We start from the raw sequence: 18,215 nt of genomic DNA, 5'->3' as shown, positions 1-18,215 counted from the left end.
TGTGTTAAGGACGTTGGTTCGGTGTCCCAATGTGACGTAGCCTGGGTGGATGGAAAGTGGAAAGTCACGACAGGCGAAATTTTTGATTTTTCTAAATAAGGAGAGTCGACCAAGCAGCTAATAGCCAATGTTGCCAACCTGTCTTCAAATAAGTTTCGTGCAGATGCATTGAAGAACCATATTTTTATGGGGGGTTCTTCATGTATGGCATGCTATCCTCCAGAGAAAACATCTCTGAATATAATGATATCGGATTCTATTTTTCCCAAGATGATGAGCATATTTTGGCGATGGAGATTTATAAGCAGTTATTAATTTTGGCTCCTGATAGAGTTCCACTTAAGCTCAATATCGCTGACTCTCTTTGGACTTTGGGAAGGAAAAATGAGGTCAAATCATTTTATGCTGCCTACCTGGATGCTATGTTGAAAAAAGGAGCTGCGAATAAAGTTCCAGCTCGAGTTGAGGCGCGCACGCATTAAGCGTGCAATTAGTTGGTTTGAGCGGCGAGGTGGCGGATTTGTTTGTCAACCTTTAATCTTAATATTGATATTCATCCAACATGAATAAAGGATTGAAGATGTTGAAGCGCTTTGTTTTAGGGTTAACCAACGCGCTAATCGCATTCGTGCTACTGCCGGTTTCGGCCGCCTTTGCTCAAGACGATTGCAGTGAAACCACCTCTAGCCTGGGGGTTTCCCCATGTTCCGAGGCTGCAAAAAATGCAACTGACTCGCAGCTGAATACGAGCTACCACCAACTGATGGGCAGGCTTGAATCTCAATACCTCGCCGATCCCAAATTGGGGGAAGAGTATTCGGCGATGTTAAACGAACCACAACGTGCGTGGATCAAGTTACGGGATACAAATTGCGCCGTGGAGGCCTTTGAGATTGATGTAGGTAAGCCCGCTTATTACCAAGAGTCGGTCGAGTTGTTGAACGCGGTGATTGCCCGGAACCCGGCTCGAACCGTGGCTTATCTGAACCTTGCGGACAGTTACTGGGGTCTGAAGGACAAGAAGCAGGCAGCCCAGGCGTATAAGCAATACGCCACGTTGATGAGCGGCGCGGGCAAGGCGTCGAAGATTCCTGCGCGGGTGGCTGAGCGCAGTGATTGAGCTGTGCAGTGATGGGAAGATCAAAAGCTCGCCGCCTTCGGCAGCTCCTACGCGAGGGTTTTTGTCTGACGATAAGTGTGACTTGGCAGTCATCAACGGCAAAAACCCCATCATCTTCTTCTAACACAACCCGATGGTGTCGCTATCACCCAAACTCGCTACACTCCTCCAGCCGTTCATTTTCCTTTGAGGCTTTGCGCATGAAATTTCGTTTTCTTCTGTGGATGCTGGGTTGGTTGATGGGTAAGGCCAGCCGGACCAATCCTGCATTTCAACAGCAGTTGGGTGACAAGGAGTTGGTGTTTCAGCTACAGACTCTGGACGGGAAAGTCGCGCGGCATTTTTTGGTGAAAGAGCAGCGCATCACCAGCAAGTCCGGCGTGTATGCCGAGGCGGCGTTTGCAATTGTCTTTAAAGACTCGGCGTATGGCTTTGCCACGATGCAGGCGAAGAACAAGCAATTGGCGTTTATGACGGGGATTCAGGACAAGTCGATTCAGATCAAGGGCAATCCGGCGCTGGTGATGTGGTTCCAGGGGTTGACCAAGTATTTGAAGCCGAGGAAGGCTAAGCCTAAGGCTTGATGTCTGTCAGGTGGGCCGAGTTGGAATCTTCGCGGGCGAGCCTCGCTCCTGCAGGATTTAGGTGATCCTTAGGAGCGGGGCTTGCCCTTGATGGTTTTAGCCTTGGCTGAATTGCGAAGCCAGTTCGCGCAGCAGCGTCTCCGCTTCGAGAACTTTGCTGACGACGTCGTTGGCTTTGTCGCGGCTCAGGCCCACGCGTTCCAGCAACGCATCCGGGATGTCTTCATCCGGCCCGGACCCGATCCCACGGCTGCGCAGCAAACGCACAGCCAGGCACACCAGGTTCGGGTATTCCGCGTAGGCGCCGTCATAACTCGGGTCGTGCTGGAAGCGCAGGGCCGTGGACAGCTCGTCGGGCATGTCCCAATAACGCATCAACCACGAGCCGATCTGTTCACGACTGATGCCCAGCAGATGTTGTTCGACATAGCTATGGCACAGGTGCGGGTTGACCTCCAGGTGGCGACAGATCAGCGAGAAGTGCGGCGGAAAGACGTGCGCCAGCAGCAAGTAGCCAAAGTTGTGCAGCAGGCCAGCGAGGTAGGTCAGGCCGGCTTCCGGGCGCTGGGCGCGCGGCATGGCACGGGTCAGGCCTTCGATCACAGCAGCGGTGTAGATAGATTGCTGCCAGTACGGCGTGGTGTGTTGCGGGTGATCCTTGGGCAGGCTCAGGGTTTTGCCCAGCGCCAGGCCCAGTGCGAGGTTGATGACCAGGTCGAAACCGAGCACGCGGACGATGGCGTCCTCCACCGAACGAATTTTGCCCGGCGACGCGTAGTACGGCGACGCGGCCCAGCTCACAACTTGTGCGGCCAGAGCCGGGTCGGTTTCGACGACGCCGGTGATGTCATCGATGGTGGCGTTCGGGTCGACGCGCAGTTTGATAATTTTCTGCGCGGTCTCGGCCAGCGGTGGAATCTCGATCGTCGCTTCCAGGCGTTGCTGGATGCGTCGTGCGGTGAACGCTTGAACGGCCTGGGTGATTTCCTCGCGGTCATCATCGGGGCGGTCGAGGTTTGGCCGGATGCTGCTCAGGGCCTCACCGAAGTGGGCGGCGCTGGCCTTGGTCAGCATAATCTTGAAGTCTTCGCTGGATACTTCCAACAGCAGGCCTGGCTCGCCCGAGTTGATCAGTAACTTCGGTTCGCGCAGCAGGCTTTCTTCGTACAGGCACGGTGAGCTGGTGAGCGCCGGCAGACCGGGCAACAGGCTCAGGTTGTGCTTGCCGAGCATTTTTTCCAGGCGCTCGGTGGACACCGCCGTCAGCCGGCGACCGGTGAGTTCGGCGAGGCGATTTAGGTCCAGTAACTGGCTTTGCGGGAACAGCACCATCAGTGCGCCGACTGCATCGTCCACCAATACGGCCTGCACTTTACGTGCAGCGTTGAGGCCGTGATGGTCGAGGACTTCTTCGTAGGCGATGCTCAATTTGCCGAGCAGCAGCCGAATAACAGACGGAGCGTGCGGGGTTTCGGAGGCGAGGGCAGCTTCGGTCATGATGCGTATCCGTTTTTGAAACAATGGCAGGAGTATAACCACCTTGTTCGACACGATGGCCCTGAAACTGAGACGGTGCTCACACTTGGCCGTATTGCTGCCCGTGGCGCAGCCAACGATCGAGCAATGGGCTGACGTGATCAGGCCAGCGCTCCAGCAACGCTTGCGCGGCATCACGCACGGCGGGCAGTAGATCGGCGTCGCGCATCAGGTCGGCGACCTTGAATTGCAGAAGGCCGGTCTGGCGAGTGCCAAGCATTTCGCCGGGGCCGCGCAGTTCGAGGTCTTTTTCGGCGATGACAAAACCATCGTTGGTCTCGCGCATGATCCCCAGTCGTTGCCGACCGATCTGTGACAGCGGCGGATGGTAGAGCAGCACACAATGGCTGGCGGCGCTGCCGCGACCAACTCGGCCGCGCAATTGGTGCAGCTGCGCCAAGCCCAGGCGTTCAGGGTTTTCGATGATCATCAGGCTGGCGTTCGGTACGTCAACGCCCACTTCGATCACGGTGGTCGCGACCAGCAGTTGCAGGTTGCCAGCCTTGAATTCGGCCATGACTGCTGCTTTTTCGGCAGGCTTCATGCGGCCGTGGATCAAGCCCACTTTTAGTTCGCCGAGGGCGGCGGTGAGGTCTTCGTAGGTTGTTTCGGCGGCCTGACAGGTCAGCTCTTCAGACTCTTCGATCAGCGTACACACCCAATAGGCTTGCCTGCCTTCGGCGCAGGCCCCTCGTACTCGCTCGATCACTTCTACGCGACGCGTGTCGGTAACCAACACGGTGTTGACCGGCGTGCGACCGGGCGGCAGTTCGTCGAGGATCGAGGTGTCGAGGTCGGCGTAGGCGCTCATGGCCAGTGTTCGGGGGATTGGCGTGGCGGTCATGATCAGTTGATGCGGGCACATCCGTCCGCCGACGCCTTTTTGGCGCAACGCCAGACGCTGCTGTACGCCGAAGCGGTGTTGTTCGTCGATGATCGCCAGTGCCAGGTTCTTGAACTTCACTTCTTCCTGGAACAATGCGTGGGTGCCGACCACCATGGGCGTGCCGCTGGCAATCTGTTCCAGGGCCGCGACGCGGTGCTTGCCCTTGAGCTTGCCGGCCAGCCACGCGACTTCAATGCCCAGCGGTTCGAGCCAGCGTTTGAAGGTGACGAAGTGCTGCTCAGCGAGAATTTCAGTGGGCGCCATCAACGCGACTTGGTAACCGGCCTCCAGCGCCTGTAAGGCAGCGAGGGCGGCGACCACGGTTTTACCTGCGCCGACGTCGCCCTGGATCAGCCGCAGCATGGGTTCGTGCTGACTGAGGTCGTAGGCGATTTCGTTGCCGACCCGTTGCTGGGCGCCGGTCGGCGCGAAGCCGAGGTTGGCCAGGTACTTGGGCGGCAGCCGGGTGGCTTTCGGCATCGCGGGCGCGCGCAAGGAACGCATGCTTTCGCGCAAGCGCTGCTGGGACAGTTGATGGGTCAGCAGCTCTTCGAAGGCCAAACGGTGCTGTGCCCAGTGATGGCCGAGGGCGAGTTCATCGACATCGGCATCGGCGGGCGGGTGATGCAGGTAGCGGATCGCGTCGGCCAGTGGCGCCAGTTGATAGTCGCGGGCCAGCTCGGTCGGTAGCCAGTCGGGCAGGCTGCTGGGGCCTAGCAAGGTCAGGGTTTGCATACACAGTTGGCGCAAGCGTTGTTGTGTCAGGCCTTCGGTGAGCGGGTAGACCGGGGTCAGTGTTTCGTCGACGGGCGGCGGCTCGTCGCCCGTGATCGCACGGTATTCCGGGTGATAGATTTCCAGGCCCGAGGCGCCGGGCCGCGCCTCACCGTAGCAACGGATGCGCGTCCCTCGTTTGAGGCTTTCTTTCTGGGCGTTACTGAAATGGTAGAAGCGCAGGCTTAGCCCGCCGGTGCCGTCCTGCAATCGCACGACGAGACTGCGGCGACGGCCCATGACCACGTCGGCGCCGCTGACGGTGCCTTCGATGACGGCATCCTGACCCGGTCGCAAATGACCGATCGGGACCACACGCGTGCGGTCCTGATAACGCAGCGGCAGGTGAAACAGCACGTCTTGAAGGTTTTCCAGGCCGACCTTGGCTAATTTCTCGGCCATGGCTTCACCGACACCCTTGAGTGCGGTCACCGACACTTGCGACAACTCGATCATGGCTGCGACTTAACCCGCAACCACTGGCGCTGCGGGCTTGGCCACCGAGCACAGGCGAATAGAGTCTGCGAGGATTTCAATCGCTTTCGGGCGCGGGAAGCTTGCGCGCCAGGCGATGGCCACGGTGCGGAACGGCACCGGTGGCGTCAGCGGACGCACTTCGATGATGCCTGGGGCGTAGTGATGGCTGTCCACGGCGGACATTGGCAGGATCGAGATGCCCAATCCGGAGGCGACCATGTGGCGAATGGTTTCCAGCGAGCTGGATTCCACTGTGGTGTGCTTGGCGCCGTCGTTGCCTTTGGCCAGCGTCGGGCAGGCTTCCAGCACCTGATCGCGGAAGCAGTGGCCTTCGCCCAGCAGCAGCAGGCTCTTGTCGTTCAGGAGGCTGGCGTCGATAGTTTCTTTTTGCGTCCACGGGTGCTGGGCCGGCATCAGGACGTAGAACGGCTCGTCGTAGAGTTGCAGGGTCAACACATCTGCTTCGTGGAACGGCAGGGCAATGATGATTGCGTCAAGCTCGCCGTTACGCAGTTTGTCGCGCAGCACGTGGGTGAAGTTTTCTTCGATGTACAACGGCATCTGCGGTGCGACCCGGTGCAGTTGTGGAATCAGATGCGGAAACAGATAGGGGCCAACGGTGTAGATCGCGCCGACTTTCAGTGGCGCGGTCAGTTGGTTTTTGCCAGCCTGGGCCAGTTCGCGGATGCCTTGAGCCTGCTCCAGCACCTTTTGCGCCTGGGCGACGATGCCTTCGCCGACCGGAGTCAGGCGCACGGCGCTCTTGCTGCGCTCGAAAATCAGCACACCGAGTTCGTCTTCAAGCTTTTTCACACCCACCGACAGGGTCGGCTGGCTGACGTGACAGCGCTCGGCCGCGTGGCCGAAATGCTGTTCTTGGGCGAGGGTAACGATGTAGCGTAATTCTGTAAGAGTCATAGCAAGCGTCCATGAAGTTGCGGGCCAAGCATACTGGCTGCAATCGATAGACGCACGTTATCAGACTGAGTGTGGTGAGTGACACCCGGCAATTCAGGTTTGCCGCAGGCGGATAGGTGAAAGGCACTTTTTATGGGGGCTTCACGGATTTCCGCGCTACCGAAAAACCCTGTGGGAGCAGTTTGCTCCCACAGGGTTCAGGCGTAGTGCTTACCGCCGGCGTCTTTCCAGCGAGTAAACAAACGGTGCAACGATTTCGATTGGGCCGTCTTTCAGCATGTCGGCCGGTGGTTTGGGTAGCGGCTGCGCTTCGCGGATCATTTGCAAGGTGGCATCGTCCAGATCGGCGTTGCCGGAACGGCCGACCAGTTCGAACGACAACACATTGCCTTGCGCATCCACCACGAAGCGCAGGCGGTTCAAACCTTCCTTGCCGCGCATCCGAGCAGCGGCCGGGTACTTTTTATGCTTGGCCAGGTGCGCGAGCAATTCGCTTTGCCAACTGGCCTTGGCCGCCTGTTGCGCGGGCGACGGTCCGGGTGCCGGTTGTGCGGATTTTTCCGTGGGTGCTTGCGTCGGTTGCGCGTCGCTGGGTTTTTCCTCGGACGGTTTTTCCTTCGGCGGCTCTGGTTTTTTCTCGACAGGCTTGGGTGGTTGAGGCTTTGGCTTGGGTTTGCCCGGTTTCGGCACGGAGATCGTCGGTTTCGGGGCCTCGGCGAGCTTGGGCAATGGTAATTCTTCGACCGGGGCGGGTGGCTGCTGCGGTGTGATGACCTTCGGCGGTGCGGGCGGTGGCGGGGCAGGAACCGGCGCCAACTCGACCATCATCGCCTGCGGCGGCAATGGGATAGGCGCACGTGCCGTCCAGTTCAGCGCGAGGGCAATGGCCAGCGCGTGGACGCCGAGTACCACGGCCAGGCTTGCGCCGTAACGCGTCAGTTTTTGGCGCGTCGTGATCATTTCTTGACTGCCGTCTCGAGTCCGACCAGGCCCACTTTCAGGTAACCGGCTGCGCGTAGCGCATCCATCACGCTCATCAGGTCGCCGTAGTCCACGCCTTTATCGGCCTGGAAGAAGATTGTCGTATCTTTCTTGCCTTGGGTCTTGGCGTCGAGGGTGGTGCCGAGTGCTTCGGCTTTTACTTCGTCTTCGCCCAAAAACAGGCGCTGATCAGCTTTTACGCTAAGAAACACCGGTTTCTCTGGTCGAGGCATTGGTTTGGCACTCGAAGCGGGCAGATCAACTTTGATGTCTACGGTGGCCAGCGGAGCAGCCACCATGAAAATGATCAAAAGCACCAGCATCACGTCGATGAACGGAGTGACGTTGATTTCGTGGTTCTCGGCCAGATCGTCGTCTGCGCCTTCTTTTAAATGCAGGCCCATGGCTGATTACCCCACTTTCACCATGTGCGGTTGCGAGACACGCTCGGGCGGCAGGTGATCCAGGTCGCGGCTGACCAACAGCAGGACTTCTGCCGACGCATCCGAAACCTGCGCTTTGTAACCCGCGATGGAACGGGCGAAGACGTTGTAAATCACGACTGCGGGAATCGCCGCAACCAGCCCCAGCGCTGTCGCCAGCAGGGCCTCGGCAATGCCGGGGGCCACAACGGCAAGGTTGGTGGTTTGGGTTTTGGCGATGCCGATGAAGCTGTTCATGATGCCCCACACGGTCCCGAACAGACCCACGAAAGGTGCGGTAGAACCGATGGTGGCGAGCACGCCGGTGCCGCTGCTCATGTTGCGACCGCAGGCCGCCACCAGGCGTTCGAGGCGGAAGCTGACGCGTTCCTTGATGCCTTCTTTCTCGCGACTGTTGGCCGACAGGCGCATTTCTTCGAGGGCGTCATGGACCAATAGATTGGCGAGGGTACCTTCCTTGTTCGCCGAGGTGCTGGCTTCTCGCAGTGTGGTGGCTTTTTTCAGATTGGCGATTTCGCTGCGCAGGCGGCGCTTGGCGCCCATCAACTCGAAGCCTTTGGCGATCCAGATGGTCCAGGTGATGATCGACGCGATAGCCAGGCCGATCATCACGATTTTCACGATGATGTCGGCGTTCTTGTACATGCCCCACGGCGACAGGTCGTGAGCCATGCCCAGAGAGTTGTCTTCTTCTGGTTGCGCGTCGATTTTCTTCGCGGCTTCACCGAATTCAGCCAAGGCTTTTTGTGCGCCCGGTGGCAGGGACAAAGTATCGACGCTGCCGTCAGCGTTTCTCGGTACTTCAGGTGTCGCGTGAGCCGCTGGCTCGTGGGCGGCGGATGCTGCGGTTTCATTGGCGAAAGTAGCGGTCGGCGTCAGCATCAAGCTGAACAGCAGAGCCGTCACCGCGCTCCAGGCAAGAGGTCGTTTGGTTGGCGAAGCGAAGAGTTGATTGGGTGTCATGCTGGCCGGACCTGAGAGGAAAAGAGGGTCAATGTTCTTCCAGGCCTCGTGGGGCCGAGAACAAAAGTGGCGTGCATTATTGCAAGTAATTCTCGTTAACAAAAGTAATAGAGTCTATTTTTTTCTACATTGCTAGCCGCTCGTCCTGTGCCGGCGCTAGGCTGTACCTTTCTGATGGGAGTTTTCTGATGTCCTCGCCTTCTGTTTTGATCGCCGGCTGCGGTGATGTTGGCAGTCGTCTGGCTACCCAATTGCTCGGTTCAGGGTGGGAGGTTCACGGCTTGCGGCGTGATGTCTCACGTCTGCCCGAAGGGGTGATCGGTGTTGCCGGCGACTTGTTCAATAAAGAGTGTCCAGAGACTTGGCCAATCGGTGCCGTGGATTATCTGGTGTATTGCGCGGCGGCTACCGATCACGATGAAGCCGGGTACCGCGCCGCCTATGTCCAGGGCTTGCAGTATGTACTTGAGTGGCTGAACGACTATGGGCAGGCACCTAAGCGCCTGTTGTTCGTTTCCAGTAGCAGTGTCTATGGCCAACAACGCGGGGAGTGGGTCGATGAAACCTCGCCGACGGTGGCAGACGGTTATTCGGGGCGGTTGATGCTGGAGGCTGAGCAGGTGGCGCTCAATAGCGGTATACCGGCCAGCATCGTGCGGTTGACCGGGATTTACGGTCCGGGCCGCGAGTGGCTCCTGACTCAGGTTCGCCGCGGTTATCGAGTGGCGGTGGATCCACCGCTGTATGGCAATCGCATTCATGCTGACGACGCAGCTGGGCTGATGGCGTATTTGCTTAAAGCGGATCATCAAGACGTGGCGCTGGATGACATCTACATCGGCGTCGACGATGCACCGGCGCCGCTGGCCGAGGTGGTGGGCTGGTTGCGTGATTACTTGGGCGTGACCGAGTGGGCCGAGGATGCGAGCGTGCGTCGCGCTGGCAGCAAGCGTTGCAGCAATGCACGGGCCAAGGCATTGGGCTGGACGCCGCGCTATTCAACGTACCGCGAAGGCTACGCGGCAATTCTTGAAGGGCGCTGCTGACGCTTAAACACTCACACAACTGTGGGAGCGAGCTGGCTCGCTCCCACATGGGCCTGCACTGACCTTAGCGACAGGTTACTGTTTCTCGAGCAACCACTGCCGCTGTCCCGGCGTAAACGAAGGCATTTCATCCGCCTGCGCCGTGTTCACGGTGTGGAGGATCTCCAGCTCTTTGCCCTTGCGCGCAAAGATCCAAGTGTTGCCTTGGCCGTTCAGTTGAAGCCAGATATTGTCGTTGCCGCCGCTCATCGACGCACAATCTCCGGCAAGACACAGTGCATAACGATCAGCGCCCGGCAGGCCGGATACTTGGCCATCCGCCTGGAATTGCACGGTGTTGCCTTCACCCGGGCCGCTGACGACTTTCCAGTTGCCACCCATGTAAGCCGAATACAGGGCCCGCTCGAAGCTCGCGCCAATCGGCGCGCCGTCCGGTACGGGGATCAACGCGCGATCGAAAACTTGTGCCGGCTCGTTGTCGTTTGCGGCTTGGCTCAGTTGCTTACCGTCGCGCTTGAGTTCGCTGGCGGAGCTGCCATAAAAATCGACTTTCCAGGCACCGGACTTTTCGCCGAGAAGCTTGCCTTCGACATTTTCAAAGCCATTGGAGTAGCGGGCCTGGCCGGCCTTGGTGTTGACGTCCCATTCCAGGTTGGGGCCATAAGCCTGGAGCGCTTCGCGCAGTGGGCCGCCCTTGGATGCCGCATCGATGGCGACCTGGTTAATCCAGATGCCGCTGATGTCTCGGTCGGCAGGGTTGCTGGCGCAGCCGCCAAGGAGCACGGCGAGCAGGGTGAGGGCAAGCGCTTTGCGCATGGTGGAATCCTTTCAAAACCTTTTTTACAACAGAACAGTCGGCGCAGCCCGGGAGGCTGCGCCGCCGGTATCACTCGATGACCAGAATGGCATCCATTTCAACTTGCGAACCCTTTGGCAGGGCTGCTACGCCGATGGCTGCGCGAGCCGGGTAGGGTTGGTCGAAGTATGTGCCCATGATCTCGTTGACCTTGGCAAAGTGGCTCAGGTCGGTGAGGAAAATGTTCAGTTTGACGATGTCCTTGAACGAACCGCCGGCGGCTTCAGCCACGGCCTTGAGGTTCTCAAAAACCTGGACGGTCTGGGCTTCGAAGCCTTCGACCAGTTCCATGGTTTTTGGATCAAGTGGGATTTGACCGGACATGTAGACGGTGTTGCCAGCCTTGATCGCCTGGGAGTACGTGCCGATGGCGGCGGGGGCCTTGTCGCTGGTGATAACAGTCTTGGTCATGAATGACTCCTTGTAATGGGTGGGCTACGCGCGCATTCGGGTGATGCGGATCACCCCGGTCAAGGCGCGCAGTTTTTTGATCACACGGGCCAGGTGTACACGGTCGTGAACGCTGACCACCAGTTGGACCACGCTGATGCGACCATCGCGTTCATCCATGCTGATTTTTTCAATATTGCCGTCCGCCGCGTTGACGCTGCTGGCCAGCAGAGCGATCAGGCCACGCTGGTGTTCCAGCTCGACGCGCAGCTCGACGTTAAATTCGCCGGTGACATCCTTGGCCCATGAGAGCTGGATGCATTTTTCCGGATTGTGGCGGATTTCACTGATGTTGCGGCAGTTGTCGAGGTGGACGACCATGCCTTTTCCAGCGGACAGGTGCCCGACAATCGGGTCGCCTGGGATCGGCGTACAGCACTTGGCGTAGCTGAGTACCAGGCCTTCGGTGCCGCGAATCGCCAGCGGGCCTTCTGCGCTCGGCAGCTGTTCGCCTTCGCCCAGCAGGCGGCGGGCGACGACGTAGGCCATGCGATTGCCAAGGCCGATGTCTTCGAGCAGGTCCTCGATCAGTTCCAGGCGGTACTCGGTGAGCATGGCCTTGACGCGCTCGGCCGCGACTTTTTCCAACGAGCTGTCGAAACCGTTCAGCACTTTGTTCAGCAGGCGTTCGCCAAGGCTGATGGACTCGGAGCGGCGTTGCAGTTTCAGTGCATGGCGGATGTGCGTTCGCGCCTTGCCGGTCACCACGAAGTTGAGCCATGCCGGGTTCGGCCGTGCGCCGGGTGCGCTGACGATCTCGACCGTGGAGCCACTTTGCAGCGGTTCTGACAGCGGCGCGAGACGGCGATTTATCCGGCAGGCAATACAGCTGTTACCAACGTCGGTATGCACCGCATAAGCGAAGTCGACCGCCGTGGAGCCTTTGGGCAGCTCCATGATCCGGCCTTTGGGCGTGAACACGTAGACCTCGTCCGGGAACAGGTCGATCTTCACGCTTTCTATGAATTCGAGGGAGTTGCCGGCACGCTGCTGCATTTCCAGCACGCCTTTGACCCACTGGCGGGCGCGGGCGTGAGTGCCTTTTGGCTGCTCATCGCCACTTGATTTGTACAGCCAATGGGCAGCGATGCCGTTGTTGGCCATCTCTTCCATTTCACGGGTGCGGATCTGGATCTCGATCGGTACGCCATGCATGCCGAACAGTGTGGTATGCAGCGACTGGTAGCCGTTGGCCTTGGGGATCGCGATGTAATCCTTGAAGCGTCCCGGCAACGGTTTGTACAAATTATGCACAGCACCTAGCACGCGATAGCAGGTGTCGACCTTGTCAACGATGATCCGGAACGCGTAGACGTCCATGATCTCGTTGAAGGCCCGACGCTTGCCGCGCATTTTTTTATAGATGCCGTAGAGGTGTTTCTGGCGTCCGCTGACTTCGCCCTGGATTTCATCAATCGCCAGGCAGTGGCTGAGGGACTCTTCGATCTTGTTGACGATTTCCTTACGGTTGCCCCGGGCGCGTTTGACTGCCTGGTAGATCCGCGCGGAACGCATCGGGTGCATCGCTTTGAAGCCGAGGTCTTCGAACTCTATGCGGATGGCGTGCATGCCCAGCCGGTTGGCGATGGGCGCATAGATTTCCAGCGTTTCCTTGGCGATGCGTCGGCGTTTCTCGCCGGACAGCACTTCCAGCGTGCGCATGTTGTGCAGGCGGTCTGCCAGCTTGACCAGGATCACGCGAATGTCGCGGGCCATGGCCATGGCCATTTTCTGGAAGTTTTCGGCTTGGGCTTCGGCTTTGGTCTCGAAATTCATCTGGGTCAGTTTGCTGACCCCATCGACCAGTTCGGCCACGGTTTCGCCGAACTGCGCTTGCAGCGCTTCCTTGGCAATACCGGTGTCTTCGATCACGTCATGCAGCATGGCCGCCATCAGGCTCTGATGATCCATATGCATGTCGGCAAGAATATTCGCCACCGCGAGAGGGTGCGTGACATAAGCCTCGCCGCTGCGGCGGCGTTGGCCATCGTGGGCTTGTTCGGCGTAGAAATACGCTCGGCGGACCAGGTTGACCTGGTCCTTGCCGAGGTAGGTCGATAAGCGATCGGCGAGGGCGTCTATGCTCGGCATGATGACTCCTGCCGTTCGCTGTGACCCCGCGCCGTGCTACGTCGACCAGGCATAGACTTAGACGGCCTCGTTGGACTCGTCCTCGAACGCTGCGAACAGCGGATCGTCTTCGATGATTTCAGCGTTGGCGATAACCTCGTAGCTCATCAGGCCTTCGGCGATTTCACGCAGGGCCACAACGGTAGGCTTGTCGTTTTCCCACTGAACCAGTGGCTCTTTGCCGCCTGTGGCCAGTTGACGGGCACGCTTGGTGGACAGCATGACCAGCTCAAAGCGGTTTTCCACGTGGTTTAGGCAATCTTCAACGGTTACGCGGGCCATGGTATTCCTCGGAGCGAATGCAATATGCGCGCTGCCCGGTTGGGCGAGCGGACTCAGCAGTTTAAAAAATCACCAGCGATTAGGGAAGCGCTGATTTTTTGACCAGGCCCTTCAAAGCGCTGTAAGTGCCAATTTAAAGCGCTTGCAGCGGTTTTTGGAAGCGCTGTTTAGCCTAGTAATTCGGCCAACAATTTGCCGTGGCGCTGCTGCTGACGCTTCTGATGCAACTGATTGGCGCGGAAAATCGCTTTCAGATCGTCCAGCGCGTGGGCGAAATCATCGTTGATGATCAGGTAGTCGTAATCGACATAGTGGCTCATCTCGCTGACGGCTTCGCGCATCCGGCCCTCGATGATTTCGTCGCTGTCCTGGCCGCGATTGGTCAGGCGCTGGCGCAGTGCCTGCTGACTCGGCGGCAGAATAAAGATCGAACGGGCCTGGGGCATTAATTTGCGCACTTGTTCGGCGCCTTGCCAGTCGATCTCCAAAATAAGGTCGTGGCCTTCATCCAGGGTCTGCTGCAAGTGGCTTTGCGAGGTGCCGTAGAGATTGCCGAACACTTCGGCGCGTTCCAGGAAGTCACCGTGTTCGCTCATTTTCACGAACACTTCGCGTTCGACAAAGTGATAGTTCACGCCGTTCACTTCGCCCGGGCGCATGGCGCGGGTGGTGTGCGACACAGAAACGCGAATCTGCGAATCGGCTTCGATTAGCGCCTTGACCAGGCTGGTCTTGCCCGCGCCAGAGGGCGCGGAAATGATGTAGAGAGTGCCGGTGCTGTGGTTCATGTCGGGGTTGCCTTACTCAATGTTCTGCACTTGTTCGCGCATTTGTTCGATCAACACTTTGAGGTTGACCGCCGCCGTGGTGCTGCGCGGATCGAAGGCTTTGGAGCCCAGTGTGTTGGCTTCGCGGTTGAGTTCCTGCATCAGGAAGTCCAGGCGCCGACCGGCTGCGCCACCGGACTTGAGTACCCGGCGTACTTCGATGATGTGAGTGCTCAGGCGATCCAGTTCTTCGGCGACGTCGCTCTTTTGGGCGAGCATGACCATTTCCTGTTCCAGGCGCTGCGGGTCCAGGTCCGCCTTCATGTCGGCAAAGCGGTCGAGCACTTTCTGGCGCTGGGTGGTCAGCATCTGCGGGACCAGTTCACGCAATGTGACTACGTCCTCCTCAATGGACGTCAGGCGATCACTGATCAGCCGTGCCAGCTCAGCGCCTTCACGTGCGCGGCCGTCCTTGAGGTCTTTCAGGCCTTGGTTAAACAGCGCCAGTGCTTCTGCATTCAACGCTTGCGGGTCGCTTGCATCGGCCACCAATACGCCGGGCCAGGCGAGGACTTCCAGCGGGTTCAGCGGCGCTGGGTTCTTGATCAGGCTGGCGATTGTTTCGGCGGCTGCGACCAATTGTGCGGCGCGCTCGCGATCGACTTGCAGTGCTTTGCCCGTACTTTCTTCAGTAAAGCGCAGTGTGCATTCCAGTTTGCCTCGAGAGATGCCCTGACGCAGTGCTTCACGGACGGCGCCCTCCAGGTCGCGAAACGATTCAGGCAGACGCAGGTGGGGTTCCAGGTAGCGGCTGTTGACCGAGCGCAGTTCCCAGCTCAGGGTGCCCTGGACGCCGGCTTTCTCGACCCGGGCGAAGGCGGTCATGCTATGCACCATGGAGGTACCTCGTAATTCAGGTCGTTGTGGCACCTAAAAGGTGTCATGGACCCGATTTCAATGAATTAAAGCCGACAGGCAGTAAAGGCGCAGGATTGTAGCGCAGTGCAGCGAATGCGCCCAAACACACGGTATGACAAAGGGCTGCAGGCCGTCGGCGAAGGCTTGCTCAGAGGCTTCACTGGTCGGGTTTTTTTTAGAAGTGCCCGTTCTTGGTCGGCGGCTCTATAATGGCCCGCAGTTTTCCGTCCCCGTACAGGTATCCCTTATGAAACGTCCAAGTGGTCGCGTTGCCGATCAGCTCCGCTCGATCCGCATTACCCGCAACTACACCAAACACGCCGAGGGATCTGTACTGGTCGAGTTCGGTGACACCAAGGTCATCTGCACTGTCAGCGTCGAAAACGGTGTGCCGCGCTTTCTCAAAGGTCAGGGCCAGGGTTGGTTGACGGCCGAATACGGCATGCTTCCGCGCGCTACCGGCGAGCGTAACCAGCGTGAAGCCAGTCGCGGCAAGCAAGGCGGCCGTACCCTCGAAATCCAGCGTCTGATCGGTCGTTCCCTGCGCGCTGCGCTGGACATGACCAAGCTTGGTGACATTACCTTGTACGTCGACTGTGATGTGATTCAGGCTGATGGCGGCACCCGCACGGCATCCATCACCGGCGCGATGGTCGCACTGGTCGATGCCTTGAAAGTCATCAAAAAGCGCGGTGGCCTGAAAGGTGGCGATCCGATCAAGCAAATGATCGCCGCTGTTTCGGTTGGCATGTATCAGGGCGAGCCTGTGCTTGACCTCGATTACCCGGAAGACTCGGCTGCCGAGACGGACTTGAACGTGGTGATGACCAGCACCGGCGGCTTCATTGAAGTCCAGGGCACTGCCGAAGGAGCGCCGTTCCAGCCTGAAGACTTGAACGCCATGCTCGAACTGGCAAAAAAGGGCATGAACGAAATTTTCGAACTGCAGAAAGCCGCGCTGGCGGACTGATTGTTCTGATGTCCAGTAAGGGAGCTCACGATGAGCAATGAACAACTTCCGGTACCGACGCCGAGTCGCGAGGTGCGTCAATGGGCGATGTTTTGCCACTTCTCGGCGTTTCTTGGGATGTGGTTTCCGTTCGGTAGCTTGATCGGGCCGCTCATTCTCTGGCAGGTGAAGCGTGAGACGGACCCGTTCATTGATGCTCAGGGCAAGGAAGCGCTGAACTTTCAGATTACCGTCGCCATTGCTTCGGCCGTCTGCTATCTGCTGATGTTCGTGCTGATCGGGTTTGCTTTGCTGGGTCTGGTCCTGATCGGTGCGCTGGTGTTGACCATCATTGCCGGGATCAAAGCCAACGAAGGGCTGCCGTATCGCTATCCCTTCACTTGGCGGTTGGTTAAGTAAGCACTGATGCCGATTCACGTGTGTGGATCGGCGTGTGCGTATCCCGTTGATCTGTAGCGGTCAGCGCCGCATTGACCCATCAGCCACAAAAAAGCCGACATCCAGTGTCGGCTTTTTTGCATCTGCGAAACGACGCTTAAATGGTCAGCGTCCAGTCGTAGTCCACGATCAGCGGGGCGTGTTGCGAGAACCGTGGCTGACGCGGCAGGCGTGCGCTGCGTACAAAGCGGCGCAGACCCGGCGTTAGCAACTGGTAGTCAAAACGCCAGCCAAGGTTGAGCATCTCAGCCTGTTCGTTGTCCGGCCACCAGCTGTACTGGTCGCCTTCACGGCTGACTTCACGCAGGGCATCGACATAGCCCATATTGCCGACAATCTCGTCCATCCAGGCCCTTTCAGGTGCCAGGAAGCCCGGAGATTGCTGGCTGTCGCGCCAGTTCTTGATATCCAGTTTCTGCTGCGCAACATAGAGCGAGCCACAATAAATGTACTCGCGCCGTTTGCGCCGCTGTTTATCCAGATAACGGGCGAAATCGTCCATTAGCTTGAACTTCTGGTTCAAATCTTCATCGCCGTTCTGCCCTGAAGGGAGCAGTAAGGTCGCGATGCTGACCTTGTCGAAATCGGCTTGCAGGTAGCGCCCGTAGCGGTCGGCCGTCTCGAAGCCGAGACCGCTGATGACTGCCTTCGGTTGCAACCGCGAGTACAAAGCCACGCCACCTTGGGCGGGAACTTCAGCTTCGCAGGCATAAAGGAAGTAGCCATCCAGTTGGAAGGCCGGATCGTCCAGTTCAAAGGCGGAGGCGCGGGTGTCCTGCAGGCAGATGACGTCGGCATTCTGTGCTTGCAGCCAACTGAGCAAACCACGCTCGACTGCAGCCTGAATACCATTGACGTTCACACTGATGATCCGCATAAATGGCCCCAAAAATCGCGTGCGTGTATGATACACGGCGTCTACCTAATTAGCTAAAGCCGTGGTATTTGGGGTTTTTTTCATGCAAGCGTATCAGCGCGATTTCATTCGTTTTGCCATCGATCGCGGCGTTTTGCGCTTCGGTGAGTTCACCCTGAAGTCCGGGCGTACCAGTCCCTACTTCTTCAATGCCGGCCTGTTCAACAGCGGTTCGGCACTGGCGCAATTGGGTCGTTTCTACGCGGCAGCGATCGTCGAGAGCGGCATTTCCTTCGATGTTCTGTTTGGCCCTGCCTACAAAGGCATCCCGTTGGCGGCGACAACCGCAGTCGCGCTGGCCGAACACCATGGTCTTGATCTGCCGTGGTGTTTCAATCGCAAGGAAGCCAAGGCTCACGGCGAAGGGGGTAGCCTGGTCGGCGCTCCGTTGACCGGCGACGTGTTGATCATCGACGACGTGATCACCGCTGGCACTGCAATCCGCGAGGTAATGGAGATCATCGCTTCTCAGGACGGCGCCAAGGCGGCCGGCGTGTTGATTGCCCTGAACCGTCAGGAGCGCGGCAATGGCGAGTTGTCGGCGATCCAGGAAGTGGAGCGTGACTTTGCTATTCCGGTGGTCAGCATCGTTTCGCTGACTCAGGTTCTGCAGTTCCTGGCCGATGATCCGCAGCTCAAACAGTACCTGCCCGCCGTTGAAGCCTATCGCACCCAGTTCGGTGTCTGACCGTAATTTCCTGTAGCCCCGAGGCATAAAAAAGCCCCCGCTCAGTCTGGCTGAGGGGGGCTTTTGGTGTGC

At 58.5% G+C, this 18,215-nt stretch carries 20 protein-coding genes; 7 read left to right on the top strand and 13 right to left on the bottom strand.

What is annotated here, in order from left to right:
- Positions 1 to 200 precede the first annotated feature (200 nt).
- The 3 genes from RHM68_RS25090 (at position 201) to RHM68_RS25080 (ending at position 1,704) form a co-directional block, all read left to right on the top strand.
- The gene (locus RHM68_RS25090; protein ID WP_322219669.1) at positions 201 to 482 is read left to right on the top strand and encodes a hypothetical protein; all 282 of its coding nucleotides are present in this window, start codon (positions 201 to 203) and stop codon (positions 480 to 482) included.
- 98 nt (positions 483 to 580) lie between these two features.
- Positions 581 to 1,120: a lysozyme inhibitor LprI family protein gene (locus RHM68_RS25085; protein ID WP_322219668.1), complete on the top strand. Its 540-nt coding sequence runs from the start codon at positions 581 to 583 to the stop codon at positions 1,118 to 1,120.
- A gap of 200 nt (positions 1,121 to 1,320) precedes the next feature.
- Positions 1,321 to 1,704: a helicase gene (locus RHM68_RS25080; protein WP_322219667.1), complete on the top strand. Its 384-nt coding sequence runs from the start codon at positions 1,321 to 1,323 to the stop codon at positions 1,702 to 1,704.
- 96 nt (positions 1,705 to 1,800) lie between these two features.
- Here RHM68_RS25080 and RHM68_RS25075 read toward each other — a convergent pair whose 3' ends face one another.
- The 6 genes from RHM68_RS25075 to exbB all read right to left on the bottom strand — a co-directional run bounded on the left by RHM68_RS25075 (position 1,801) and on the right by exbB (position 8,682).
- The gene (locus tag RHM68_RS25075) at positions 1,801 to 3,201 is read right to left on the bottom strand and encodes an aminoacyl-tRNA deacylase and HDOD domain-containing protein (protein ID WP_322219666.1); all 1,401 of its coding nucleotides are present in this window, start codon (positions 3,199 to 3,201) and stop codon (positions 1,801 to 1,803) included.
- A gap of 79 nt (positions 3,202 to 3,280) precedes the next feature.
- Complete coding sequence (recG, locus tag RHM68_RS25070; RefSeq protein WP_322219665.1) at positions 3,281 to 5,356, bottom strand: ATP-dependent DNA helicase RecG; 2,076 nt, start codon at positions 5,354 to 5,356, stop codon at positions 3,281 to 3,283.
- 9 nt (positions 5,357 to 5,365) lie between these two features.
- Positions 5,366 to 6,295: a hydrogen peroxide-inducible genes activator gene (locus RHM68_RS25065; protein WP_322219664.1), complete on the bottom strand. Its 930-nt coding sequence runs from the start codon at positions 6,293 to 6,295 to the stop codon at positions 5,366 to 5,368.
- A gap of 210 nt (positions 6,296 to 6,505) precedes the next feature.
- Complete coding sequence (locus RHM68_RS25060; RefSeq protein ID WP_322219663.1) at positions 6,506 to 7,255, bottom strand: energy transducer TonB; 750 nt, start codon at positions 7,253 to 7,255, stop codon at positions 6,506 to 6,508.
- Entirely contained in the window at positions 7,252 to 7,680 is a 429-nt protein-coding gene (gene exbD / locus RHM68_RS25055) for a TonB system transport protein ExbD (protein ID WP_322219662.1), read from the bottom strand. The genes RHM68_RS25060 and exbD overlap by 4 nt, the downstream gene beginning before the upstream one ends.
- Positions 7,681 to 7,686: 6 nt before the next feature.
- Positions 7,687 to 8,682, bottom strand: coding sequence for a tonB-system energizer ExbB (gene exbB / locus RHM68_RS25050; protein WP_322219661.1), 996 nt, complete (start codon positions 8,680 to 8,682; stop codon positions 7,687 to 7,689).
- Between the two features lie 188 nt (positions 8,683 to 8,870).
- On the opposite strand from exbB, the gene RHM68_RS25045 reads away from it, so the two are divergent.
- Entirely contained in the window at positions 8,871 to 9,728 is an 858-nt protein-coding gene (locus RHM68_RS25045; protein ID WP_322219660.1) for an SDR family oxidoreductase, read from the top strand.
- A gap of 75 nt (positions 9,729 to 9,803) precedes the next feature.
- Here the strand turns inward: RHM68_RS25045 and RHM68_RS25040 are convergent, their stop codons facing one another.
- The 6 genes from RHM68_RS25040 to RHM68_RS25015 all read right to left on the bottom strand — a co-directional run bounded on the left by RHM68_RS25040 (position 9,804) and on the right by RHM68_RS25015 (position 15,110).
- A complete protein-coding gene (locus tag RHM68_RS25040; protein WP_322219659.1) occupies positions 9,804 to 10,544 on the bottom strand; it encodes a hypothetical protein in 741 nt (246 codons plus the stop codon).
- A gap of 70 nt (positions 10,545 to 10,614) precedes the next feature.
- Positions 10,615 to 10,995, bottom strand: coding sequence for a RidA family protein (locus RHM68_RS25035; RefSeq protein WP_322219658.1), 381 nt, complete (start codon positions 10,993 to 10,995; stop codon positions 10,615 to 10,617).
- Positions 10,996 to 11,019: 24 nt separating this feature from the next.
- The gene (gene spoT, locus RHM68_RS25030; RefSeq protein WP_322219657.1) at positions 11,020 to 13,125 is read right to left on the bottom strand and encodes a bifunctional GTP diphosphokinase/guanosine-3',5'-bis pyrophosphate 3'-pyrophosphohydrolase; all 2,106 of its coding nucleotides are present in this window, start codon (positions 13,123 to 13,125) and stop codon (positions 11,020 to 11,022) included.
- 57 nt (positions 13,126 to 13,182) lie between these two features.
- Entirely contained in the window at positions 13,183 to 13,446 is a 264-nt protein-coding gene (rpoZ, locus tag RHM68_RS25025) for a DNA-directed RNA polymerase subunit omega (protein ID WP_322219656.1), read from the bottom strand.
- 167 nt (positions 13,447 to 13,613) lie between these two features.
- Complete coding sequence (gene gmk, locus RHM68_RS25020) at positions 13,614 to 14,234, bottom strand: guanylate kinase (RefSeq protein ID WP_322219655.1); 621 nt, start codon at positions 14,232 to 14,234, stop codon at positions 13,614 to 13,616.
- A 12-nt stretch (positions 14,235 to 14,246) separates the two neighbouring features.
- The gene (locus RHM68_RS25015) at positions 14,247 to 15,110 is read right to left on the bottom strand and encodes a YicC/YloC family endoribonuclease (protein ID WP_322219654.1); all 864 of its coding nucleotides are present in this window, start codon (positions 15,108 to 15,110) and stop codon (positions 14,247 to 14,249) included.
- Between the two features lie 268 nt (positions 15,111 to 15,378).
- Here RHM68_RS25015 and rph point away from each other — a divergent pair, with 268 nt between their 5' ends.
- Together rph and RHM68_RS25005 are read left to right on the top strand one after the other, a co-directional pair.
- Entirely contained in the window at positions 15,379 to 16,101 is a 723-nt protein-coding gene (gene rph / locus RHM68_RS25010; RefSeq protein ID WP_322219653.1) for a ribonuclease PH, read from the top strand.
- A gap of 30 nt (positions 16,102 to 16,131) precedes the next feature.
- Entirely contained in the window at positions 16,132 to 16,500 is a 369-nt protein-coding gene (locus RHM68_RS25005; protein ID WP_322219652.1) for a DUF4870 domain-containing protein, read from the top strand.
- A gap of 136 nt (positions 16,501 to 16,636) precedes the next feature.
- Here RHM68_RS25005 and RHM68_RS25000 read toward each other — a convergent pair whose 3' ends face one another.
- A complete protein-coding gene (locus RHM68_RS25000; RefSeq protein ID WP_007934608.1) occupies positions 16,637 to 17,416 on the bottom strand; it encodes an exodeoxyribonuclease III in 780 nt (259 codons plus the stop codon).
- Positions 17,417 to 17,498: 82 nt separating this feature from the next.
- On the opposite strand from RHM68_RS25000, the gene pyrE reads away from it, so the two are divergent.
- Positions 17,499 to 18,143 (top strand): orotate phosphoribosyltransferase, encoded by a 645-nt coding sequence (pyrE, locus tag RHM68_RS24995; RefSeq protein WP_322219651.1) that lies wholly within the window; start codon positions 17,499 to 17,501, stop codon positions 18,141 to 18,143.
- Positions 18,144 to 18,215: the final 72 nt, after the last annotated feature.

Origin of the sequence: Pseudomonas sp. DC1.2, assembly GCF_034351645.1 — a bacterium.
Lineage (GTDB): Bacteria > Pseudomonadota > Gammaproteobacteria > Pseudomonadales > Pseudomonadaceae > Aquipseudomonas.
Note: the sequence above shows the minus strand (reverse complement) of the source record. Positions and strands in the feature narration are given on the sequence as shown.